Annotated in this window: 18 protein-coding genes; all 18 read left to right on the plus strand. The window is 46.2% G+C overall.

Going from position 1 to position 20,948, the window contains the following annotated elements; translation table 11 throughout:
- Window positions 1-60 precede the first annotated feature (60 nt).
- The 18 genes from dpaA (at window position 61) to BAMF_RS29450 (ending at window position 20,931) form a co-directional block, all read left to right on the plus strand.
- Window positions 61-951 carry a dipicolinic acid synthetase subunit A gene (gene dpaA / locus BAMF_RS29365; protein WP_013352299.1) on the plus strand — a complete coding sequence of 297 codons (891 nt, stop codon included), beginning with the start codon at window positions 61-63 and terminating at the stop codon, window positions 949-951.
- A 2-nt stretch (window positions 952-953) separates the two neighbouring features.
- Window positions 954-1,544, plus strand: coding sequence for a dipicolinate synthase subunit B (gene dpaB / locus BAMF_RS29370; RefSeq protein WP_013352300.1), 591 nt, complete (start codon window positions 954-956; stop codon window positions 1,542-1,544).
- Window positions 1,545-1,677: 133 nt separating this feature from the next.
- Window positions 1,678-2,718 carry an aspartate-semialdehyde dehydrogenase gene (gene asd, locus BAMF_RS29375; protein WP_013352301.1) on the plus strand — a complete coding sequence of 347 codons (1,041 nt, stop codon included), beginning with the start codon at window positions 1,678-1,680 and terminating at the stop codon, window positions 2,716-2,718.
- 88 nt (window positions 2,719-2,806) lie between these two features.
- The gene (dapG, locus tag BAMF_RS29380) at window positions 2,807-4,021 is read left to right on the plus strand and encodes an aspartate kinase (protein WP_013352302.1); all 1,215 of its coding nucleotides are present in this window, start codon (window positions 2,807-2,809) and stop codon (window positions 4,019-4,021) included.
- Window positions 4,022-4,051: 30 nt separating this feature from the next.
- On the plus strand, window positions 4,052-4,921 hold the full coding sequence (dapA, locus tag BAMF_RS29385) for a 4-hydroxy-tetrahydrodipicolinate synthase (protein WP_003154166.1): 870 nt from the start codon (window positions 4,052-4,054) through the stop codon (window positions 4,919-4,921).
- A 177-nt stretch (window positions 4,922-5,098) separates the two neighbouring features.
- Window positions 5,099-6,766 (plus strand): ribonuclease J2, encoded by a 1,668-nt coding sequence (rnjB, locus tag BAMF_RS29390; RefSeq protein WP_014470389.1) that lies wholly within the window; start codon window positions 5,099-5,101, stop codon window positions 6,764-6,766.
- A gap of 116 nt (window positions 6,767-6,882) precedes the next feature.
- Window positions 6,883-7,620, plus strand: coding sequence for a ClpP family protease (locus tag BAMF_RS29395; RefSeq protein ID WP_013352304.1), 738 nt, complete (start codon window positions 6,883-6,885; stop codon window positions 7,618-7,620).
- Window positions 7,617-7,826 (plus strand): YlzJ-like family protein, encoded by a 210-nt coding sequence (locus BAMF_RS29400; protein ID WP_013352305.1) that lies wholly within the window; start codon window positions 7,617-7,619, stop codon window positions 7,824-7,826. Before BAMF_RS29395 ends, BAMF_RS29400 begins: the two co-directional genes overlap by 4 nt.
- Before the next feature lie 134 nt (window positions 7,827-7,960).
- Window positions 7,961-10,306 carry an FtsK/SpoIIIE family DNA translocase gene (locus BAMF_RS29405; protein WP_013352306.1) on the plus strand — a complete coding sequence of 782 codons (2,346 nt, stop codon included), beginning with the start codon at window positions 7,961-7,963 and terminating at the stop codon, window positions 10,304-10,306.
- A 124-nt stretch (window positions 10,307-10,430) separates the two neighbouring features.
- Window positions 10,431-11,156: a GntR family transcriptional regulator gene (locus BAMF_RS29410; protein WP_013352307.1), complete on the plus strand. Its 726-nt coding sequence runs from the start codon at window positions 10,431-10,433 to the stop codon at window positions 11,154-11,156.
- Between the two features lie 171 nt (window positions 11,157-11,327).
- A complete protein-coding gene (locus BAMF_RS29415) occupies window positions 11,328-12,497 on the plus strand; it encodes an MFS transporter (protein ID WP_088030680.1) in 1,170 nt (389 codons plus the stop codon).
- A 104-nt stretch (window positions 12,498-12,601) separates the two neighbouring features.
- On the plus strand, window positions 12,602-13,057 hold the full coding sequence (locus BAMF_RS29420) for a MarR family winged helix-turn-helix transcriptional regulator (protein ID WP_013352309.1): 456 nt from the start codon (window positions 12,602-12,604) through the stop codon (window positions 13,055-13,057).
- On the plus strand, window positions 13,057-16,176 hold the full coding sequence (locus BAMF_RS29425) for an MMPL family transporter (protein ID WP_013352310.1): 3,120 nt from the start codon (window positions 13,057-13,059) through the stop codon (window positions 16,174-16,176). The genes BAMF_RS29420 and BAMF_RS29425 overlap by 1 nt, the downstream gene beginning before the upstream one ends.
- Window positions 16,177-16,328: 152 nt before the next feature.
- Window positions 16,329-17,609 carry an EF-P 5-aminopentanol modification-associated protein YfmF gene (gene yfmF, locus BAMF_RS29430; protein ID WP_013352311.1) on the plus strand — a complete coding sequence of 427 codons (1,281 nt, stop codon included), beginning with the start codon at window positions 16,329-16,331 and terminating at the stop codon, window positions 17,607-17,609.
- On the plus strand, window positions 17,606-18,892 hold the full coding sequence (gene yfmH, locus BAMF_RS29435) for an EF-P 5-aminopentanol modification-associated protein YfmH (protein ID WP_013352312.1): 1,287 nt from the start codon (window positions 17,606-17,608) through the stop codon (window positions 18,890-18,892). The genes yfmF and yfmH overlap by 4 nt, the downstream gene beginning before the upstream one ends.
- Before the next feature lie 58 nt (window positions 18,893-18,950).
- Entirely contained in the window at window positions 18,951-19,679 is a 729-nt protein-coding gene (ymfI, locus tag BAMF_RS29440; protein WP_013352313.1) for an elongation factor P 5-aminopentanone reductase, read from the plus strand.
- A 75-nt stretch (window positions 19,680-19,754) separates the two neighbouring features.
- Window positions 19,755-20,012: a DUF3243 domain-containing protein gene (locus tag BAMF_RS29445; protein ID WP_003154150.1), complete on the plus strand. Its 258-nt coding sequence runs from the start codon at window positions 19,755-19,757 to the stop codon at window positions 20,010-20,012.
- A 127-nt stretch (window positions 20,013-20,139) separates the two neighbouring features.
- Complete coding sequence (locus tag BAMF_RS29450) at window positions 20,140-20,931, plus strand: DUF3388 domain-containing protein (RefSeq protein ID WP_013352314.1); 792 nt, start codon at window positions 20,140-20,142, stop codon at window positions 20,929-20,931.
- Window positions 20,932-20,948 lie beyond the last annotated feature (17 nt).

Raw genomic sequence — 20,948 nt, forward strand, 5'->3', positions numbered from 1 at the left:
GATGAAGAGGAGGATGACACTTATAAGATCCAGTAACTGTAAAGAAGGTGAACGTTTCAAATGTTAACCGGATTGACAATTGCGATCATTGGCGGTGACGCAAGACAGCTTGAGATTATAAGAAAACTGACAGAACAGCATGCCGATATTTATCTTGCAGGGTTTGACCAATTGGATGACGGTTTTACGGGAACCGTCAAATGCAAAATTGATGAGATTCCATTTCCGAAAATAGACAGTATCATCCTGCCTGTATCGGCAACGACCGGAGAAGGCGTTGTTTCCACGGTTTTTTCAAATGAAGAAGTGGTATTAAAGCAAAGCTATCTCGAGCAGACACCGGAGCATTGCGTTATTTATTCCGGCATCTCTAACGCATACCTCGAGGGCATCGCCAGCGAAGCCGGCCGCAAGCTTGTTAAATTATTTGAGCGGGACGACATCGCGATATTCAACTCGATTCCCACTGTCGAAGGTACAATCATGATGGCGATTCAGCATACGGATTATACCATTCACGGGTCAAATGTCGCCGTTCTCGGCATGGGGCGCACCGGTATGACAATCGCCCGGACGTTTGCAGCGTTAGGGGCGAAGGTAAAAGTGGGAGCGCGGAGTTCGTCTCATTTGGCCCGTATATCGGAAATGGGGCTTTTTCCTTTTCAAATTGAAGAGATTACTGATCATGTAAATGATATCGATATCTGCATTAACACCGTACCGAGCCTGATTCTGAATCAAAGGGTTTTATCGCGTATGACGCCGAGGACCTTGATTTTGGATTTAGCATCCCGTCCGGGCGGAACGGATTTCAAATATGCTGAAAAGCAAGGCATTAAAGCGCTGCTTGCTCCGGGGCTTCCGGGGATTGTGGCTCCGAAAACAGCGGGACAGATTATTGCGAACGTACTGAGCAAGCTTTTGGCAGACTTAAAGAAAGAGGGGAGATAGCCATGTCTTTGAAAGGGAAAAGAATCGGATTCGGATTAACCGGCTCTCATTGCACATATGAAGAGGTTTTTCCGCAAATAGAAGCGCTTGTCAGTCAGGGGGCTGAAGTCCGGCCGATTGTGACGTCGACGGTCCAATCGACCGATACGCGCTTTGGAGAGGGGGAAGATTGGGTCAGAAAAATTGAAGAAGCAACAGGTTTTGAGGTCATTGATTCCATCGTAAAAGCGGAGCCTCTCGGGCCGAAACTTCCGCTCGACTGCATGGTCATCGCCCCCTTAACCGGAAACTCAATGAGCAAGCTCGCAAATGCGATGACTGACAGCCCTGTCCTTATGGCGGCGAAAGCCACGATCCGCAACAGCCGGCCGGTCGTGCTCGGAATTTCGACAAATGACGGCCTTGGTTTAAACGGAACGAATTTAATGAGGCTGATGTCCGCAAAACATATATTTTTCATCCCGTTCGGCCAGGATGACCATGTGAAAAAACCGACATCGCTTGTCGCCAGAATGGATCTCCTTCCGATTACGGTGGAAAAAGCTCTTTTGCATCAGCAGGTTCAGCCGGTGCTCGTACAGCATCAAGAATAAAAAATCATGATAGAGAAAATCATTCCGGAATAAAAAAATTCGGTCAATCCGTGACTATTCTATGGTAAAATAAAACGTAAAATGCAAAGTCAATTCAACAAATGATGCTTAATTGGCGGAAGGAGTTTTACAGATGGGAAGAGGATTACACGTAGCAGTTGTCGGAGCGACGGGAGCCGTAGGACAGCAAATGCTGGAAACATTGGAAGACAGAAACTTTGAAATCGAAACACTCACACTACTATCCTCAAAGCGTTCTGCTGGTACGAAAGTAACGTTTAAAGACGAAGAATATACAGTGCAGGAAGCTGTTCCGGAAAGCTTCGAAGGCGTTCATATCGCGTTATTCAGCGCCGGCGGGAGCGTATCACAAAGCCTGGCGCCTGAGGCTGTAAAACGGGGAGCCATCGTGATTGACAATACCAGCGCATTCCGTATGGACGAAAATACACCGCTTGTAGTGCCTGAGGTGAACGAAGCTGATCTGCATCAACATAACGGCATTATCGCCAACCCTAACTGTTCAACGATTCAGATGGTGGCGGCGATTGAACCGATCCGCAAAGCATACGGTTTGAAAAAAGTCATTGTATCTACTTACCAAGCTGTGTCCGGGGCCGGCAATGAAGCGGCGAAAGAGCTGTACAGCCAGACAAAGGCGATTTTAAACAATGAACCTATAGAACCGTCCATTATGCCGGTTAAAGGGGACAAAAAGCACTATCAAATCGCTTTTAACGCCATTCCGCAAATTGATAAATTCCAAGATAACGGCTACACGTTTGAGGAAATGAAAATGATTAATGAAACGAAAAAAATCATGCATATGCCGAAGCTGGAAGTGGCTGCGACATGTGTCAGACTGCCGATTGAAACAGGCCACTCAGAATCTGTTTACATTGAGCTTGACCGTGATGACGCAACCGTTGAAGACATTAAACAGCTTTTAAAAGAGGCTCCGGGTGTTACGCTTCAGGATGATCCGGCGGAGCAGCTTTACCCGATGCCTGCTGATTGCGTCGGTAAACGTGATGTATTTGTAGGAAGAATCCGTAAAGATTTGGACAGAGCAAACGGTTTTCATTTGTGGGTTGTTTCTGATAACCTGTTAAAAGGCGCCGCTTGGAACTCAGTTCAAATTGCGGAAAGCCTGCAAAAACTGAACCTCGTATAAAACAAACGTATTTTCTATAGGCGATCAGAAGAGAGTAAGGCTCTGCCTGCTCTCTTCTGTTACGTCAGACTAATTTGGAGTGAAAATAGTGAAGATCATTGTTCAAAAATTCGGCGGAACATCCGTAAAAGATGACAAAGGCCGCAAGCTTGCGTTAGCACACATTAAAGATGCCATCAGTGAAGGTTATAAAGTTATCGTTGTCGTATCGGCGATGGGAAGAAAAGGAGACCCGTACGCGACAGATTCTTTGATCGGGCTTCTTTACGGCAGCCAGTCCGATATTTCTCCGAGAGAGCAGGATATGCTTTTGTCTTGCGGAGAAACGATTTCGTCTGTTGTTTTTACCAGCATGCTGAAGGAAAACGGCATAAAAGCCGCAGCTTTAACAGGAGCCCAGGCAGGGTTTTTAACAAACGCCCAGCATACTGACGCCAAAATTATAGAAATGAAAACAGAGCGGCTGTTCGAGACACTCGCCAGCCATGATGCCGTCGTTGTCGCAGGATTTCAGGGAGCGACTGAAAAAGGCGACACGACGACGATCGGCAGAGGAGGAAGCGATACATCAGCAGCGGCGATCGGCGCTGCGGTTGATGCGGAATTTATCGACATTTTTACGGACGTGGAAGGCGTCATGACGGCCGACCCGAGAATCGTGGAAAATGCTAAGCCGCTTCCGAATGTCACATATACGGAAATCTGCAATCTTGCCTATCAAGGAGCGAAAGTCATTCATCCGCGCGCGGTGGAGATCGCCATGCAGGCAAAGGTGCCGATCCGAGTGCGCTCCACTTATTCAAAAGACAAAGGCACTTTGGTGACGTCTCATCATTCGTCCAAGGTCGGCAGCGATGTGTTCGAACGGCTGATCACGGGGATCGCCCATGTAAAAGATGTGACGCAATTTAAGGTTCCAGCCAAAATGGGGCAATACAATGTTCAGACAGAAGTCTTTAAAGCAATGGCGAATGCCGGCATCAGCGTGGATTTCTTTAACATTACGCCGAGTGAAATCGTATATACCGTAGCCGGCAGTAAAACGGAAGCCGCGCGCGGCATTTTGGCCGAATTAGGCTATGAGCCGACAGTGACGGAAAGCTGTGCGAAAGTGTCAGTGGTCGGTGCCGGAATAATGGGTGTGCCGGGCGTGACGTCAAAAATCGTCTCAGCACTTTCGGATAAAGGCATTCCGATTCTGCAATCTGCCGACAGCCATACGACGATCTGGGTGCTCGTTCATGAAAAAGATATGGTAACAGCCGTAAATGCGCTGCATGAAGTGTTTGAACTTTCAAAGTAAATGTGATTGAATCATGATGAGGTGAAAAAAATGAATGTCGGAAATATATCTACAGCGATGATTACCCCCTTTGACAGTAAAGGGAATGTAGACTTTCAAAAACTGTCTACATTAATCGACTATTTGTTGAAAAACGGCACGGATTCTTTAGTCGTCGCAGGAACGACCGGCGAATCTCCGACACTTTCAACGGAAGAAAAAATTGCACTCTTTGAATTTACAGTCAAAGAAGTGAACGGACGAGTGCCTGTTATTGCGGGTACGGGAAGCAACAATACGAAAGACTCCATCAAACTGACAAAAAAAGCTGAAGAAGCCGGCGTTGATTGTGTGATGCTTGTCACGCCGTATTATAATAAGCCTTCACAAGAGGGCATGTACCGTCATTTTAAGGCGATAGCTGAAGAAACGTCTCTTCCTGTTATGCTTTACAACGTGCCGGGCAGAACGGTCGCTTCACTTGCGCCGGAAACGGCCATCAGACTTGCGGAGATTCCGAATATCTCTGCGATTAAAGAAGCAAGCGGCGATCTTGATGCCATTACGAAAATCATTGCCGAAACGCCGGAAGATTTTTATGTCTATTCAGGTGATGACGGGTTAACGCTTCCTATTCTTGCAGTCGGCGGAAGAGGGGTCGTGTCAGTGGCCAGCCATATCGTAGGTTCTGACATGCAGCAGATGATTAAAAACTATACGAACGGGCAGACGGCAACCGCGGCACTGATTCATCAGAAGCTTCTGCCGATCATGAAGGAGCTCTTTAAAGCGCCGAACCCGGCTCCGGTCAAAACGGCGCTTCAGCTGAAGGGACTTGATGTCGGATCTGTGCGTCTTCCTCTTATCCCGCTGAATGAAGATGAACGTCTGAGCCTGAGCAGCGTCATCAGCGAACTGTAAGAAAAATTTATACAGTTAAAATACGCGGTCATTCTCATTTTTATCGTGAGTTTGACCGTTTTGTCTACATATTGGTTTTCCCTAAACCTTCCGCTTCTTCTTGTTTTCTAAAATTGATATCAGTTATAATAGGAACAAGTGATGATGGACGGGTATGAGACTAGGAGGATACAGATTTTGAAAAAGAAAAATACAGAAAACGTCAGAATTATCGCCCTTGGCGGTGTCGGAGAAATTGGGAAGAACCTATATGTCATTGAAATTGACTCAGACATATTTGTAGTAGATGCGGGGCTGATGCACCCTGAAAATGAAATGCTCGGTATTGATGTCGTCATTCCGGATATTTCCTACTTAGTAGAACGGGCTGACCGCGTGAAGGCCATCTTTCTGACACACGGACACGATGAAAACATCGGAGGCGTCTTTTATTTATTGAACAAGCTGTCGGTACCGGTATACGGAACGAAGCTTACGCTTGCTTTGCTGAGAGAAAAACTCAAGCAGTACGGGCATAATCGAAAAGCTGATTTACGTGAAGTTCATTCTAAATCAGTCATTACATTTGAATCAACAAAAGTATCGTTCTTTAAAACGATTCACAGCATTCCGGATTCAGTGGGAGTCAGCTTCAAAACATCACTTGGCTCTATTGTATGCACGGGAGACTTCAAATTTGACCAGACGCCTGCATATCACCAATCATGTGATATTGGCGAAATCGCTAAAATCGGAAACAGCGGTGTGCTTGCCCTGCTTTCTGACAGTGCCAATGCGGAGCGCCCGGGATACACTCCGTCAGAAGCAGATGTAAGCGGTGAAATTTCCGATGCGATGTACATTTCAGAAAATCGCGTCATCGTTGCCGTATTCGCGTCTAATATCAACCGGATCCAGCAAGTGATTCAGGCTGCCGCACAGAATGGCCGCAAACTTGCAATCGCCGGAAAAAATCTGCAAAACGTACTTCAGCTTGCACGAAAGCTCGGCTATATTGAAGCCGATGATGAACTGTTTATTCCGGTGCAGGATGTGAAAAAATATCCGAAGCGCGAAGTGGCAATTGTTACGGCAGGAAGCCATGGTGAGCCGTTAGCCGCTCTTACGCGGATGGCGAAGCAGGCGCACAAGCAGCTTAACATTGAAGAAGGAGATACCGTTGTCATTGCATCAACACCGATCCCGGGGCATGAATTGGTATATTCCAAAACCGTCAACCAGCTTGTCCGCGCCGGCGCTCAAGTCATTTTCGCCCAAAAACGCGTGCATGTGTCCGGCCACGGTTCACAGGAAGAATTAAAACTAATGCTTAATTTGCTAAAACCGAAATATTTAATTCCGGTAAACGGTGAATTCAGAATGCAAAAAGCGCATTCCAAAATCGCTGAAGAAATCGGCATGAAACGCAGCGACATTTTCTTAATTGAAAAAGGCGACGTCGTTGAATTCCGCGGCCAGAATGTGAAAATCGGGGATAAGGTCACATACGGAAATGTCCTGATTGACGGCCTCGGTGTCGGCGACATCGGCAACATCGTGCTGAGAGACCGCCGCCTGCTGTCACAAGACGGCATTCTCATCGTCGTGATTACGCTTGATAAGCAGAAAAAGAACCTCGTATCGGGTCCTGAAATCATTACGCGCGGTTTCGTATATGTCAGAGAATCAGAAGGTTTAATTGTACAAGCTACTGAGCTCGTCCGCTCCATCGTGACTGAAGCGACGGAAACATCTGCAGTGGAATGGTCCACGCTGAAACAAGCCATGCGCGATGCGCTGAACCAATTCCTTTATGAAAAAACAAAACGCAAGCCGATGATCATTCCGATCATTATGGAAGTATAATATACACAAAAGCCGGAGCGCATGATGGTGCGGCTTTTGTTTTTGTTCATCTCCGGATGGAAATCCGCATCTTTGTTCATAATACAAAGAGACATTCGGAAAGGGTGAAAAATAAAATGGATCATCGTATGGAAAACACCGAAGAACAGCAGCCCGAAAAATCAGATGCGAAAGACAGCCTTATGAGCAAAATTCAGCAGCTGGGAGAGACATCTCTGCCGCAAATGTCTCAGGATACCAATATTCACTGTCTGACAATCATCGGCCAAATTGAGGGGCATGTCCAGCTCCCGCCGCAAAATAAAACAACCAAATATGAACACGTCATTCCGCAAATCGTCGCCATTGAGCAAAATCCGAAAATTGAAGGCCTTCTGATCATTTTAAACACCGTCGGCGGCGATGTGGAAGCAGGTCTTGCGATTGCGGAAATGCTCGCATCCTTGTCAAAACCCACCGTCTCAATCGTACTTGGCGGAGGCCACTCTATAGGTGTGCCGATTGCCGTGTCATGTGATCATAGCTTTATCGCGGAAACAGCGACAATGACCATTCACCCCGTTCGGCTGACAGGTCTGGTTATCGGCGTCCCGCAAACGTTTGAATACTTGGACAAAATGCAGGAGCGGGTCGTCAACTTTGTGACCAATCATTCCAATATTTCCGAAGAAAAATTCAAAGAACTGATGTTTTCAAAAGGAAACCTTACCCGGGATATCGGAACGAACGTAGTCGGCAAAGATGCGGCTGATTACGGCTTAATTGACGCCGTCGGCGGCGTCGGACAGGCGATAAAAAAGCTGAATCAGCTGATTGAGGAACGAAAGGGCGAGGAAGGAAGGATGATTCAATGATCCTTTATACCGTCATGCCCCAAGAAGTCGTTTACGGTCATGAAGCAGAACAAAGCGTGCATGAACAGGTAGATTACGCCGGTGTGCCGCTGTTAGTTGAAATGAAGGGAAATGAAGCTGAAGTCGTACAGATTCTAAGTACGAACCCGATGGATTTTCTGAATCCGGACATCGCTCCGGGACAAAAAATTAAGTTGAAAATCTAACCGGCATTCAGTCCGTTTCTCAGGGGCAAAATATGCTATAATAGGGGAATCCTACAGAAAAATGCAGCCGGTAAAAGGCTGCTTTTCTTCATGATGTATGGTTTTACATTTTTTAACGCAGTAAGGTGATGAGTGTGGCAAAGAAAAAACGGAAATCTAAAAAGAAACAAGAGAGTAAGCTCAATATAAAATACGAGCTAAGCGGACTGCTCTGTGTTGCAATCTCGATTATTGCTGTTTTGCAGCTCGGCGTTGTGGGACAGACATTTGTGTACCTGTTCCGTTTTTTTGCCGGAGAGTGGTTTATTTTATGCTTACTGGCGCTGTTCCTTCTGGGAATTTCGCTGTTTTGGAAAAAGAAGAGTCCGAGTCTTTTAACGAGAAGAAAGGCGGGATTGTACTGTATTATCGCCAGTATTTTGCTGCTGTCTCACGTACAGCTCTTTAAAAATCTGTCCCATCATGGGTCGATTCAGTCGGCAAGTGTCATCGGCAACACGTGGGAGCTGTTTATGATCGATATGAAACAGCAGGCTGCCTCACCTGACTTGGGGGGCGGTATGATCGGCGCGGTACTGTTTGCAGCTGCCCACTTTTTATTTGCATCAACGGGTTCACAGATTATGGCGATCGTGCTGATCTTAATGGGACTGATTCTTGTAACGGGCCGTTCGTTGCAGGAAACGCTCAAAAAGTGGACGAGCCCCGTCGGCGGGTTTATCCGCGGGCAATGGCAGGCATTTCTTGAAGATATGAAAACAGTCAGAACGAATATGTCTTCGCCGAAAACGAAAACAAAAAAACGTGTTCAAAAGAAAAAAGAAGAGCCTGAACCGGAGGAAGAGGATGAGGAAATCATTTCGCCGATCATCCATTCAGAGCCGATTATTTCAAGCTTTTCAGATCGTGAGGAGCAGCGCGACGAGCCGCTGATTCCTGAAAAGACGCAGGAGACGGCACAAGCGGCACAAGAAGAGCCTTCCGGCGGCGTCCAAGACAGTGACGAAACGCCCGCGGCTCCGCCGATGACGTTTACAGAGCTGGAAAATAAGGATTATCAAATGCCTTCCTTGGACATACTGGCTGACCCGAAACATACCGGCCAGCAGACAGATAAGAAAAACATTTACGAGAATGCAAGAAAACTCGAGCGCACCTTTCAAAGCTTCGGCGTAAAGGCGAAAGTGACGCAGGTTCATCTCGGTCCGGCCGTCACAAAATATGAAGTATATCCGGACGTCGGGGTCAAAGTCAGCAAAATCGTCAATCTGAGCGATGACCTCGCGCTCGCGCTGGCCGCGAAAGATATCCGGATAGAAGCGCCGATTCCGGGCAAATCAGCAATCGGCATCGAGGTGCCGAATGCTGAAGTTGCGATGGTTTCCTTAAAAGAAGTGCTTGAATCCAAGCTCAACGACAAGCCGGATGCGAAGCTTCTGATCGGCTTGGGGCGAAATATTTCCGGAGAAGCCGTGCTTGCCGAACTGAACAAAATGCCCCACCTGCTTGTAGCGGGAGCAACGGGAAGCGGGAAAAGCGTATGTGTCAACGGAATTATTACGAGCATCCTGATGAGAGCCAAACCGCATGAAGTGAAAATGATGATGATTGACCCGAAAATGGTTGAGCTGAATGTATATAACGGCATTCCTCATCTGCTTGCGCCGGTCGTGACAGATCCGAAAAAGGCCTCACAGGCTTTGAAAAAGGTCGTCAATGAGATGGAGCGCCGCTATGAGCTGTTCTCCCATACGGGCACGAGAAATATAGAAGGCTATAATGATCATATCAAGCGGTCAAATGCCTCAGAAGAAGTAAAGCAGCCTGAGCTGCCGTACATCGTCGTGATCGTTGACGAGCTTGCCGATCTGATGATGGTCGCTTCTTCCGACGTGGAAGATTCGATTACGAGACTTTCCCAGATGGCACGGGCGGCAGGCATTCATTTGATTATCGCGACACAGCGGCCTTCAGTCGACGTCATTACCGGAGTGATTAAAGCCAACATCCCGTCGAGAATCGCCTTCAGTGTCTCATCTCAGACCGATTCACGGACGATTTTAGACATGGGCGGCGCTGAAAAGCTTCTGGGGCGCGGAGATATGCTGTTTCTGCCCGTAGGCGCGAATAAGCCGGTTCGGGTGCAGGGGGCATTCTTATCGGATGAAGAGGTTGAGCATGTCGTAGATCATGTCATCACACAGCAAAAAGCGCAGTATCAAGAAGAAATGATTCCGGAAGAAACTGCGGAAACACACAGTGAAGTAACGGATGATCTGTATGATGAAGCGGTCGATTTGATTATCGGCATGCAGACGGCTTCTGTCTCTATGCTTCAAAGACGGTTCAGAATCGGTTACACGAGGGCTGCCCGTCTGATTGACGCAATGGAGGAGCGGGGCGTCGTCGGGCCGTATGAAGGAAGCAAACCGAGGGAAGTACTATTATCAAAAGAACAATACGATGAGCTCTCTTCTTAAAAAGAAGAGGGCTTTCACTTAAAATAATACTGTCAAAATCATCCCTGTTTATTTTTTTATCAAAACATGATATAGTTGTCCCAATTGTTCAATAATTTAAGAAAGTGGTTTACGGAGGGGAAACATGTCTACAAAAGCTGACAATCGTCACTTGTATTTAAAAGTGATTGAGCGAATCAAAGAGGATATAAAAAACGGAATTTACACCGAAAAGGAAAAGCTTCCTTCTGAATTTGAGCTTTCAAAATCGATGGGTGTCAGCCGGGCGACTCTGCGTGAAGCTTTACGTATCCTTGAAGAGGAGCATGTGATTATCAGAAGGCACGGTGTGGGCACTTTCGTCCATACAAAACCGCTGTTTCTTTCAGGTATTGAACAGCTCAACAGCGTGACGAAAATGATTCAGCAAGCGAACATGGTGCCGGGTACGATTTTTTTGTCGTCCCAGGTCATTACACCGTCTGATGAAGATATTGCAAGATTCCGGCTTGAGCCTGAGCAGGAGCTTTTTTATTTGGAGCGCGTGAGAACGGCAAGCGGCACTCCGGTCGTTTACTGTTTAGATACGATTCCGATGGACATTCTGCCGAATTCTTTCTGTCATGAACAGGAGTCCATTTTTGATCTCTTGGAAAAAAACTCGGGATCGGTGATCAGCTATGCCGTTGCTGATATTGAACCGATCGGATATCACGATACGATTTCACCCGTTTTGGAATGTGAGCCGGAGACGTCGCTTTTATTATTGAAACAAACCCACTATAATCAGCATGATGAACCTGTATTATATTCATTAAATTATTTCCGCGCTGATAAGTTCCGCTTTCATGTTGTAAGAAAACGTTTTTAAAACAGACGCGTCATGTGTCTGTTTTTTTATTTGCGCCGTTCGTACATACTTTGTTTGCCGCAAGGCACAATAAAACAGGAAACAACCAAGTATAGTGAATGGGTGAATAAGTTGAGTAAGAAGAAAAATGGAACGAAAAATATCATTGCTTTGGCTTCTGTACCGCTCGTCATGACACTCGGGAATTCCATGCTGATTCCAGTGCTTCCGATGATTGAAAAGAAGCTGTCCATATCGTCTTTTCAAGTATCGTTAATTATAACGGTCTATTCGATTGTGGCGATTATTTGTATTCCGATTGCCGGATATCTGTCCGATAAATTCGGAAGAAAAAAGGTTCTTCTGCCTTGTCTTCTCATAGCCGGTGCGGGCGGTGCGCTTGCCGCAATAGCTTCCACCGCGTTCAAGCATCCATATCCCATTATCTTGGCGGGACGGGTGCTTCAGGGAATCGGTTCGGCAGGGGCGGCTCCTGTGGTGATGCCGTTTATCGGTGATTTGTTCAAGGGGGATGATGAGCGGATTACCGCGGGGCTCGGCGACATTGAGACGTCTAACACCGCCGGGAAAGTATTAAGCCCGATTATCGGGTCGCTCTTGGCCGCTTGGTTTTGGTTTATGCCATTTTGGTTCATTCCGTTTTTTTCGCTCATCAGTTTTTTTCTCGTTTTGTTTTTGGTGGCAAAGCCGGAGGAACAAAAAGAAGCGCCTTCTATTTCTGAATTTGTGAAAAATGTGGGCCGCATATTTAAGCGTGACGGACGCTGGCTCTTTACGGTGTTTATTATCGGCTGCGTGATTATGTTTTTGCTGTTCGGGGTTCTGTTTTATTTATCAGACTCGCTGGAGAAGAAATACGGAATTGACGGTGTGGCTAAAGGAGCGCTTTTGGCAATCCCGCTTTTATTTCTATCCGTCAGTTCATATATATCAGGCAGAAAAATCGGGAAAGACCAAGGCAAAATGAAGTTTTGCATCGTTTTCGGAATGAGTGCCGTGACACTGTCATTTATCGGCCTGTGGTGGAATCACAGTTTTTATTTATTATTTATCTTCTTGTGTGTCAGCGGTATCGGAATCGGAATGGCATTACCGGCTTTAGACGCTGTCATCACAGAAGGTGTAAACAACGAAGAATCGGGAACCATCACCTCATTTTATAACAGCATGCGGTTTATCGGAGTAGCGGCGGGACCGCCAATATTTGCTGCGCTGATGTCAAATGCGGGCTGGCTGATTTTTATTTTATCCGCTTTTTGCGGCATTGTATCAGTATTCTTAGCGCTGTTAAATATCTCTTCTCAAGCAAAAGAAAAAAAGGAATCATTAAAGACGGTGTAATCTGCACTTTCTTTTTTTATTTTATTTTGAATATTGACATGATACCGTCTGCTCGTTATCCTTTAATAGTTAAACATATTAACTATTAAAGGAGGGGGAAAAGAGTGCACGAAGAAAAAGTAAAACAGCTGATTCAGCGTTATTCTGATGTATACCTGCACGTCTTAAAAAAAATTGACAGCATTATCGCCGAGAAAGTGAACAAAGAGCTTACATTGGATCAATATTACATACTCCGCTATATTATGCTCAATCCCGATTGCAAATCAATTGAACTTGCCGCCGTGTGCCACGTCAACAAAAGCGCCATTACCTCTATGACGAACCGCCTGCATGAAAAAGGATACATCAAAAGAGAACGGAGCCAAAGCGACCGCCGGAGCATCCTGTTAAACGTCACGGAAAAGGGGACGGAAGTATTTCACCGTGTGGAGCGGCGGATTGAGGATCTCGTCCGTTCATATATTATGTATTTTGATGAAGACGAGGCGGAAATGTTCGTTAATACATACGAAAAATTATACAGATTGATGATGGCAGAGGAGGATCAGCAGACATAATGAAAAAAATTATCCAAGCCCGCTGGATCATCGCCGCGGCATGGATCGCCGCAACGGTGATATTTATGCTTACAGCGCCTGATATGGCTGAATTGACACGGGAGAAAGGCCAGATTTCCGTACCGGACGGATATTCCTCTTCAGACGCCCGCAAACTGATTGATGACATGTCTGATTCAGATGCACCGTCTTCTTCCGCCGTCATCGTCTTTCACGAAAAAGGCTTAATGACAGACAAAAAAGATCGTTTACAGAAAGCCGTCAGCACTTTGTCTGAACATAAAGAAGCGCTTCATATTAAAACGGTGACCTCATATTTCGGGGAAAAAAATGACGACATCAAAAAACAGCTGCTGTCAAAAGACAAACAAACGATGCTTGTTCAGCTGCAGCTTGATACATCAAAAAACAATATCATTGCAATAAAAAATAAAATTGATAAAGAGCTCAAACCGTACGGCGTATCATACGGCATTACAGGCCAGTCGCTGATTGACGAAGATGTGTTAAAAAGCTCTCAGGACGGCTTGAAAAAGACTGAATATATAACGGTTGCCTTTATCCTGATCGTGCTGATCCTTGTATTCCGGTCAGTGGTCGCGCCGTTTGTGCCGCTATTATCAGTATTAATCTCTTATTTAGTCAGCCAATCCATTGTCGCTTTTTTAGTCGATCAGCTGGATTTTCCGCTTTCAACCTTTACTCAGATTTTTATGGTTGCGATTATGTTCGGAATCGGCACAGACTACTGCATTCTGCTTCTCAGCCGGTTTAAAGAAGAACTGTCTCACGGCGCTGATATTAGAGAAGCGATCGTTGTGACCTACAAAACGGCCGGAAAGACGGTTTTGTACAGCGGCGGAGCGGTGCTGATCGGATTTGCCTGCATCGGATTTGCGACATTTAAGCTGTATCAGTCGGCAGCCGCCGTTGCAGTCGGTGTCGCAGTGCTGCTGCTTGCACTCATGACGATTGTGCCGTTTTTTATGGCTGTTTTAGGAAAAAGGTTGTTTTGGCCTGTCAGAGGCGATATTTCCCATCCTCAAAGCAAAGCATGGGAAACAGCAGGAACGTTCTCGTTTAAGCGGCCGCTTATCAGTCTGGCAATCGTCGCGGTATTTACCGTCCCGCCGATCCTTCTTTACAAAGGCGCGCTATCTTACAACAGCCTTGACGAGATCGGGGATAAATATGAATCCGTCCGCGCCTTCAATACGATTTCAGATGCATTCGGACCGGGAGAACTTCTTCCGGCAACAGTCGTCATAAAAAATGACGAGGCATTAAATACCGAAAAACACCTGATTGATATCGAAAAAATCAGCAGGGAACTTGAAAAGACAGAGGGTGTGAAAACGGTCAGAAGCGCCACGCGCCCTACAGGGAACGGATTGAATCAATTATTTGTCACAAATCAGGCAAAACAGCTCCAAGAAGGTCTAGGCAAAGGCAATACAGGGCTTGAAAAAATAACAGACGGATTAGGGAATGCCGCAAAGTCGTTAGCTGATTCACAGCCGCAGATCGAAGAGTCGGGGAAAAGCGTCAATCAGCTTATTGACGGGACATTGTCTCTGAAATCCGGGCTTTCTGATATAGGAGAGAACCTGAATAAGCTGCAGGCTGGCGTGAACAAGAATAAAGCCGGTGTCGCTCAAATGAGAAAGCAGATTGAAGAGCAGAAACAAATGCTGTCTGCGCAGCTCAGTCAAAGCAGCGGTCTCGCATCAGAAACGCAAAACGCTTTAAAACTGGTAAAAACCCTTCTGCCGATGAAAAATGAAGCCAGCAGGCAGCTTGCCGATCTGAACAAGCAGCTTGACCGGCTGCCGTTTGCAAAATTGGAAGCGTCGGTACCGGCAGTAAAAACCGATCCCTCCTATCAAGAGATCAAATCGGCTTTTACAAGCGTTCAGTCAGCCGTTTCCAAAGCAAATGCAGACGCAGAAGCGTTTTCTAAACAGGTAGACAGTCAAAAGGATAATCTGCAGCAAGCGGAAAAACAATTTGCCCGGCTGTCAGCCGCTCAACAGAAGATTGACACTCAAATTAACGCAATGATCAACGGCCTGACCAGAATTGAAAACGGCCTTCAGCAAGTATCAGACGGACAGGGGGCTCTCGCCGGACAAATGCCGCGTCTTGAATCGGCGGCAGGACAGCTTGCGGAGGGCCAGAAAAAAATGCAAAGCGGCCTCGGTGATTTTTCTTCCCAGCTCAGTGATCTTTCTTCCGGGCTTAACGATAGTGTAAAAGGGCTTAAGAAGGTTTCAAGCGGCATGATGGGGGCGAATGATTATCTGGGTGAACTTCATAAGGCGTCAGACAAAGAAATGGCGGGCTGGTTCGTGCCGCAAGACGCATTGAAAAGCAGTGATTTCAAAAGCGTGTTTAATACGTACATGTCAGAAGACAGAAAAACGACAGAATTGACCGTCGTTCTTGATAACAATCCTTATTCAAATACGGCCATTCAAGATATTCAAGCGATCAAAGCGAGCGTAAAAAGGGTCATTCCGAATACGGATTTGAAGAATGCCTCTTTCGGCGTCTCCGGGGTCTCGAGCATGAATGCCGATTTAAAAGAAGTATCGGATTCAGACTTCAAACGGACGGCGATGTTTATGCTGGCGGGCATTTTTCTGATTCTCATCGTCATGCTGCGTTCCCTCATTATGCCTGTTTATTTAGTGGCTTCGCTCGTCCTGACGTATTTCGCATCCATCGGCGTGACGGAGTACATCTTTACACACTTTTTCGGGTATCCGGGGGTGAACTGGGCCGTGCCGTTCTTCGGCTTTGTCATTCTGATGGCTCTGGGCGTGGATTATTCCATCTTCCTGATGGACCGTTTTAATGAGCTGAAAAAAGAAGGAACGGAAGCGGCAATGATCAGCAGTATGAAAAATATGGGCTCAGTCATCATTTCTGCGGCAATTATTTTAGCGGGAACCTTTGCGGCCATGCTGCCGTCAGGCGTTCTTTCCCTTTTGCAGATCGCAACCGTGGTATTAACCGGCCTTCTCATGTACGCAATTGTTGTCCTTCCGTTTTTTGTACCGGTCATGGTGAAAATATTCGGAAGAGCCAACTGGTGGCCTTTCAATTTGAAAAAATAACGTACAATGCCTCTGCCTGGTTTTCGGGCAGAGGTTTTTTGTTTCCTTATAAATCCTCCAGTTGATATAATTACATCTGCGCACTCTTTTTTGCGAATGCTGAAATTTGGTCATAATACATAATATGAAAGAATGAACGAAGGAGGTTTCACATGACTTACGTAAATGAAATGAAGTCAAAACACGGCGGAATCACCGCCCACATCGTAAAGACTGAAAAATTTAAAACCGTTTCACTGACGTTTAAAATGCTGGCTCCTTTAACGAAAGAGCTTGTAACAAAAAGGGCGCTGTTTCCGCATGTGCTTCTCCGCGGGACAGAAAGCCGGCCGAAAACGGCTGATTTGCGTTCTTATTTTGATGAACTGTACGGCACATCCGTTTCCGCTGATTTGACAAAAAAGGGAGAACGTCATGTTATTACGTTCCGGCTTGAGATTCCCAATGAAAAGTATCTGAAGGACCGCACACCGTTATTGGAAAAAGGTCTTCAGCTTTTATCAGAGCTTGTCTTTTCGCCTGCTTTGGAAAACGGCGCCTTCCTGCCCCTTTATGTCACGCAGGAAAAACGGACCCTGAAACAGCGGATTCAAGCCGTATATGACGATAAGATGAGATATTCTAATCTTCGTCTCGTTCAGGAAATGTGCAAAAGCGAACCATATGCCCTTCACGTCAACGGTGAGTTCGATGATGTTGAACACATTACTCCGGAAGACCTGTATGAAGCCTATCAAAAAGCCATACGCGAAGATCAGCTGGACCTGTATGTCATCGGCGACGTTGACACAGATCAGGTGAAAACAGCCGTTGATACGTATTTTAAAACGGACGAACGGGCGCAGCAGCCTTTAGAAAGAAGCATGGCGAATGAACAGCCTGATCCGAAGGAAGTTATTGATGAAGAGGACGTCAAACAGGGCAAGCTGAATATCGGATTCCGGACCAATACGACATACACAGACCCGGACTATCCTGCATTGCAAGTGTTTAACGGGCTCTTTGGAGGTTTCTCTCATTCAAAACTGTTTATGAATGTCCGTGAAAAAGCGAGTCTCGCATATTATGCAGCCTCAAGGGTGGAAAGCTTCAAAGGGCTCTTGATGGTCATGTCGGGTATTGAAGTGAAAAATTACAAGCAGGCCGTCACCATTATTGAAGAACAGTTTCAGGCGATGCAGAACGGTGACTTTTCAGAAGACGATATCGCCCAGACAAAAGCCGTTATTAAAAACCAAGTATTAGAAACGATCGATACGGCATACGGCTTAGCGGAATTTCTGTACCAGCAGGCCTCAGCCCAAGTGGAGATACCGATCGAAACATTCCTTGACAATATTGAGAAAGTGACAAAAGAGGACATTGTCAATGTCGGAAAGAACATTAAGCTGGATACGACTTATTTCTTAAAAGGGACGGGGGGAGCATCTTGACTAAACCGATAAACTTCGAACAGCTTCAAGAAACGCTGTATCATGAAAAAATGGCAAACGGCCTTGATGTCTATGTGCTGCCGAAACAGGGCTTTAATAAAACATACGCCGTGTTTACGACAAAGTACGGTTCCATTGACAATCAATTCGTTCCTTTAAAAAAGGAAGAAATGGTTCACGTCCCTGACGGAATCGCGCATTTTCTTGAGCATAAACTGTTTGAAAAAGCGGACGGCGACGTGTTTCAGGACTTCAGCAAGCAGGGGGCATCGGCAAATGCCTTTACGTCATTTACACGAACCGCTTATCTGTTCTCCAGTACCTCAAATGTAGAGCAAAACCTGGAAACGCTCGTGGATTTTGTCCAGGACCCGTATTTCACGGAAAAATCAGTGGAAAAAGAAAAAGGCATCATCGGCCAAGAAATTAACATGTATGATGATAATCCGGATTGGCGGCTGTTTTTCGGCCTCATCGAAAATATGTATAAAGACCACCCTGTGAAAATTGACATTGCCGGAACGGTGGAAAGCATCTCTCATATTACGAAAGATCTTCTGTATGAGTGCTACGAAACGTTTTATCATCCGAGCAATATGCTGCTCTTTATCGTCGGCCCTGTAGATCCTGAAGCGATCATCAGCCAGGTGCGGAAAAACCAGGAGAAAAAGCCGTTTACAGATCAGCCTGAAATCAAACGTGAAGAAGTTCGGGAGCAGGAAGCGGTTTTCCGCCGGGAGCAGGAATTAAAAATGAACGTCCAAGGCTCAAAATGTCTGGTTGGCCTAAAGGCGAAAGACCCATATAAAACGGGACGGGAGCTATTGAAGCACGAGCTCAGCATGAACCTCATGCTTGAGTGTCTTTTCGGAAAAAGCTCACCGCATTACGGCGACCTATACGACAAAGGCTACATTGATGAAACCTTCAGCTTTGATTATACGGCTGAATACGGATTCGGTTTTGCCTCTGTCGGAGGAGATACACCGGAGCCGGATAAGCTCGCTGACGAATTAAAACAGATGCTGCTTGATGCAGGATCTGCCGTGACCGAGGAAAAACTTGACCTGGCGAGAAAAAAGAAGATCGGGTCATTTTTAAAAGCGCTGAATTCGCCTGAATATATCGCCAACCAATTCACACGCTACGCCTTTTTAGACATGAGTCTGTTTGATGTCGTAACCGTATTGGAGCAGATTACGCCGGAAGACGTGGAGCGGGTCATCAAAGAAGAAATATCAGAAGACAGGCTGACAGTCTGCAAAGTCGTGCCGAAATCATAACAAAACATCCCTCGCGCCCTGAGGGATGTTTTTCTGGGGAAAGAAGGAATGTTGATTGATGAAACAGACAGCGCTTGTAACCGGAGCAAGCGGCGGAATCGGACAAAGTATAAGCGAAGTCCTCGCAAAAAACGGATATGACGTACTTTTGCATTATCATTCTAATAAAGAAGCAGCAGCCGGGCTTGCGGAAAGACTGAGCGCATCATTCGGAGTAAAAGCTTCCGTTATTCAGGCGGATCTGTCCTCACCAGACGGCGCGAAAACACTCAGCCGCTCCGTCAAACAGCCTGTGGACGCTCTGATATTAAACAGCGGCAAAAGTCATTTCGGCCTGATTACGGACGTTACGGATGACACGGCGCGGGAGATGGTTCAGCTGCATGTGACGAGCCCCTTTCTTCTGGCGCGTAATCTGGTGCCCGGCATGATCCGGAAAAAAAGCGGGGGCATCGTCGCGATCGGCTCCGTCTGGGGTGAAACAGGCGCGTCGTGCGAAGTATTATACAGCATGGTTAAAGGAGCGCAACATTCGTTCGTCAAAGCGCTTGCCAAGGAGCTTGCTCCGAGCGGCGTCCGGGTGAATGCAGTCTCACCGGGCGCCGTTGATACGAATATGCTTGATCAGTTCACGTCTGATGAAAAAGAAGCATTAGCAGAGGAAATTCCCGCGGGCAGGCTGGCAAGGCCGGAGGAAATCGCCGAAGCGGCGGCCTTTTTATTGTCGGACAAGGCCTCTTATATTACGGGGCATATATTATCCGTAAACGGCGGCTGGCACTGCTGAAAAAAATGTATGTATAGTTTACATCTGCACGGACAAAATAATTTTGTAACAACAGATGAAATGGAGGAAGCCAACATGTCAGTATTAGAAAACTGGGATAATTGGAAGAATTTCCTTGGCGACAGATTGAACTATGCACAGGAAAAAGGGATGAGTGATGAAACGATCACTGACCTCGCTACAGAAATCGGCGGTTACCTTGCAAACGAAGTCGACTCGAAAAACCATCAGGAAAAAGTGCTTGCTGATCTTTGGAGCGTTGCTTCTGAAGATGAACAGCGCGCCATCGCAAATATGATGGTGAAGCTTGTTGAAAATAACAGCACTCATTAAGAGGGGGGATTTCTCCTCTCTTTTTTTATGTTTTCCTCTATAGAGCAACATTCTTCTTTCTAATTAGAGAAAAATGTTTTATGATAAAGGAAGGTAAAAATTTGCCACAATGGAGGGGGTATATCATTTGGCAAAGCTCGAATGGTATTTTGAATATGAAATTCAAGTGAACCGCCCCGGCCTGCTCGGGGATATTTCATCTCTTCTCGGGATGCTGTCAATTAATATTGTCACAATTAACGGTGTCGACCTTTCCAGAAGGGGAATGCTGCTCAGATGCCGGCATATAGATCAAATTAAACGACTGGAATCAATTTTAAAAACAATGGAGACCATTAAAGTAACGAAGCTGAGAGAACCGAGGCTTCGCGACCGTCTCGCAGTCCGCCACGGAAGATACATTCAGCGTGATGCCGATGACAAAAAAACCTTCCGTTTTGAAAGGGACGAGCTTGGTCTTTTGGTTGACTTTATGGCCGAGCTGTTTAAAAAAGAAGGACACAAACTGATCGGAATCCGGGGAATGCCGCGGGTCGGAAAAACGGAGTCCATCGTTGCGTCAAGCGTCTGTGCCAGCAAAAGATGGCTTTTCGTATCATCAACGCTGTTAAAACAAACGATCCGGAGCCAGCTGGTTGCTGATGAATACAGCACGGAAAACGTGTTTATCCTCGATGGCATCGTTTCGACAAGACGCGGATCTGAGCGCCATCTTCAGCTCGTCAGTGAAATTATGAGGCTTCCGGCGACAAAGGTCGTGGAGCACCCCGATATTTTTGTGCAGAATACGGAGTATACGCTCGATGATTTCGATTATATTATCGAACTCAGAAATGATCCTGATGAAGTCATTACATATGAACATGCAGAAGAACCGCAAATGTTTGATCAGGCCGGTTTTTCAAGCTTTGATTTTTAATATTGGAAGGTGTTTGT

Origin of the sequence: Bacillus amyloliquefaciens DSM 7 = ATCC 23350 (assembly GCF_000196735.1) — a bacterium.
In the GTDB taxonomy this organism is placed as follows: Bacteria; Bacillota; Bacilli; order Bacillales; family Bacillaceae; genus Bacillus; species Bacillus amyloliquefaciens.

Bases quoted from the DNA above. Each gene is read 5' to 3' on its own strand.
- dpaB (WP_013352300.1), top strand. From the start codon at position 954: ATGTCTTTGAAAGGGAAAAGAATCGGATTCGGATTAACCGGCTCTCAT.
- BAMF_RS29400 (WP_013352305.1), top strand. From the start codon at position 7,617: ATGATCCTTTATACCGTCATGCCCCAAGAAGTCGTTTACGGTCATGAA.
- ymfI (WP_013352313.1), top strand. From the start codon at position 18,951: ATGAAACAGACAGCGCTTGTAACCGGAGCAAGCGGCGGAATCGGACAA.
- BAMF_RS29425 (WP_013352310.1), top strand. From the start codon at position 13,057: ATGAAAAAAATTATCCAAGCCCGCTGGATCATCGCCGCGGCATGGATC.
- BAMF_RS29415 (WP_088030680.1), top strand. From the start codon at position 11,328: ATGACACTCGGGAATTCCATGCTGATTCCAGTGCTTCCGATGATTGAA.
- BAMF_RS29395 (WP_013352304.1), top strand. From the start codon at position 6,883: ATGGATCATCGTATGGAAAACACCGAAGAACAGCAGCCCGAAAAATCA.
- yfmF (WP_013352311.1), top strand. From the start codon at position 16,329: ATGACTTACGTAAATGAAATGAAGTCAAAACACGGCGGAATCACCGCC.
- dpaA (WP_013352299.1), top strand. From the start codon at position 61: ATGTTAACCGGATTGACAATTGCGATCATTGGCGGTGACGCAAGACAG.
- dapA (WP_003154166.1), top strand. From the start codon at position 4,052: ATGAATGTCGGAAATATATCTACAGCGATGATTACCCCCTTTGACAGT.
- BAMF_RS29445 (WP_003154150.1), top strand. From the start codon at position 19,755: ATGTCAGTATTAGAAAACTGGGATAATTGGAAGAATTTCCTTGGCGAC.
- asd (WP_013352301.1), top strand. From the start codon at position 1,678: ATGGGAAGAGGATTACACGTAGCAGTTGTCGGAGCGACGGGAGCCGTA.
- BAMF_RS29410 (WP_013352307.1), top strand. From the start codon at position 10,431: ATGTCTACAAAAGCTGACAATCGTCACTTGTATTTAAAAGTGATTGAG.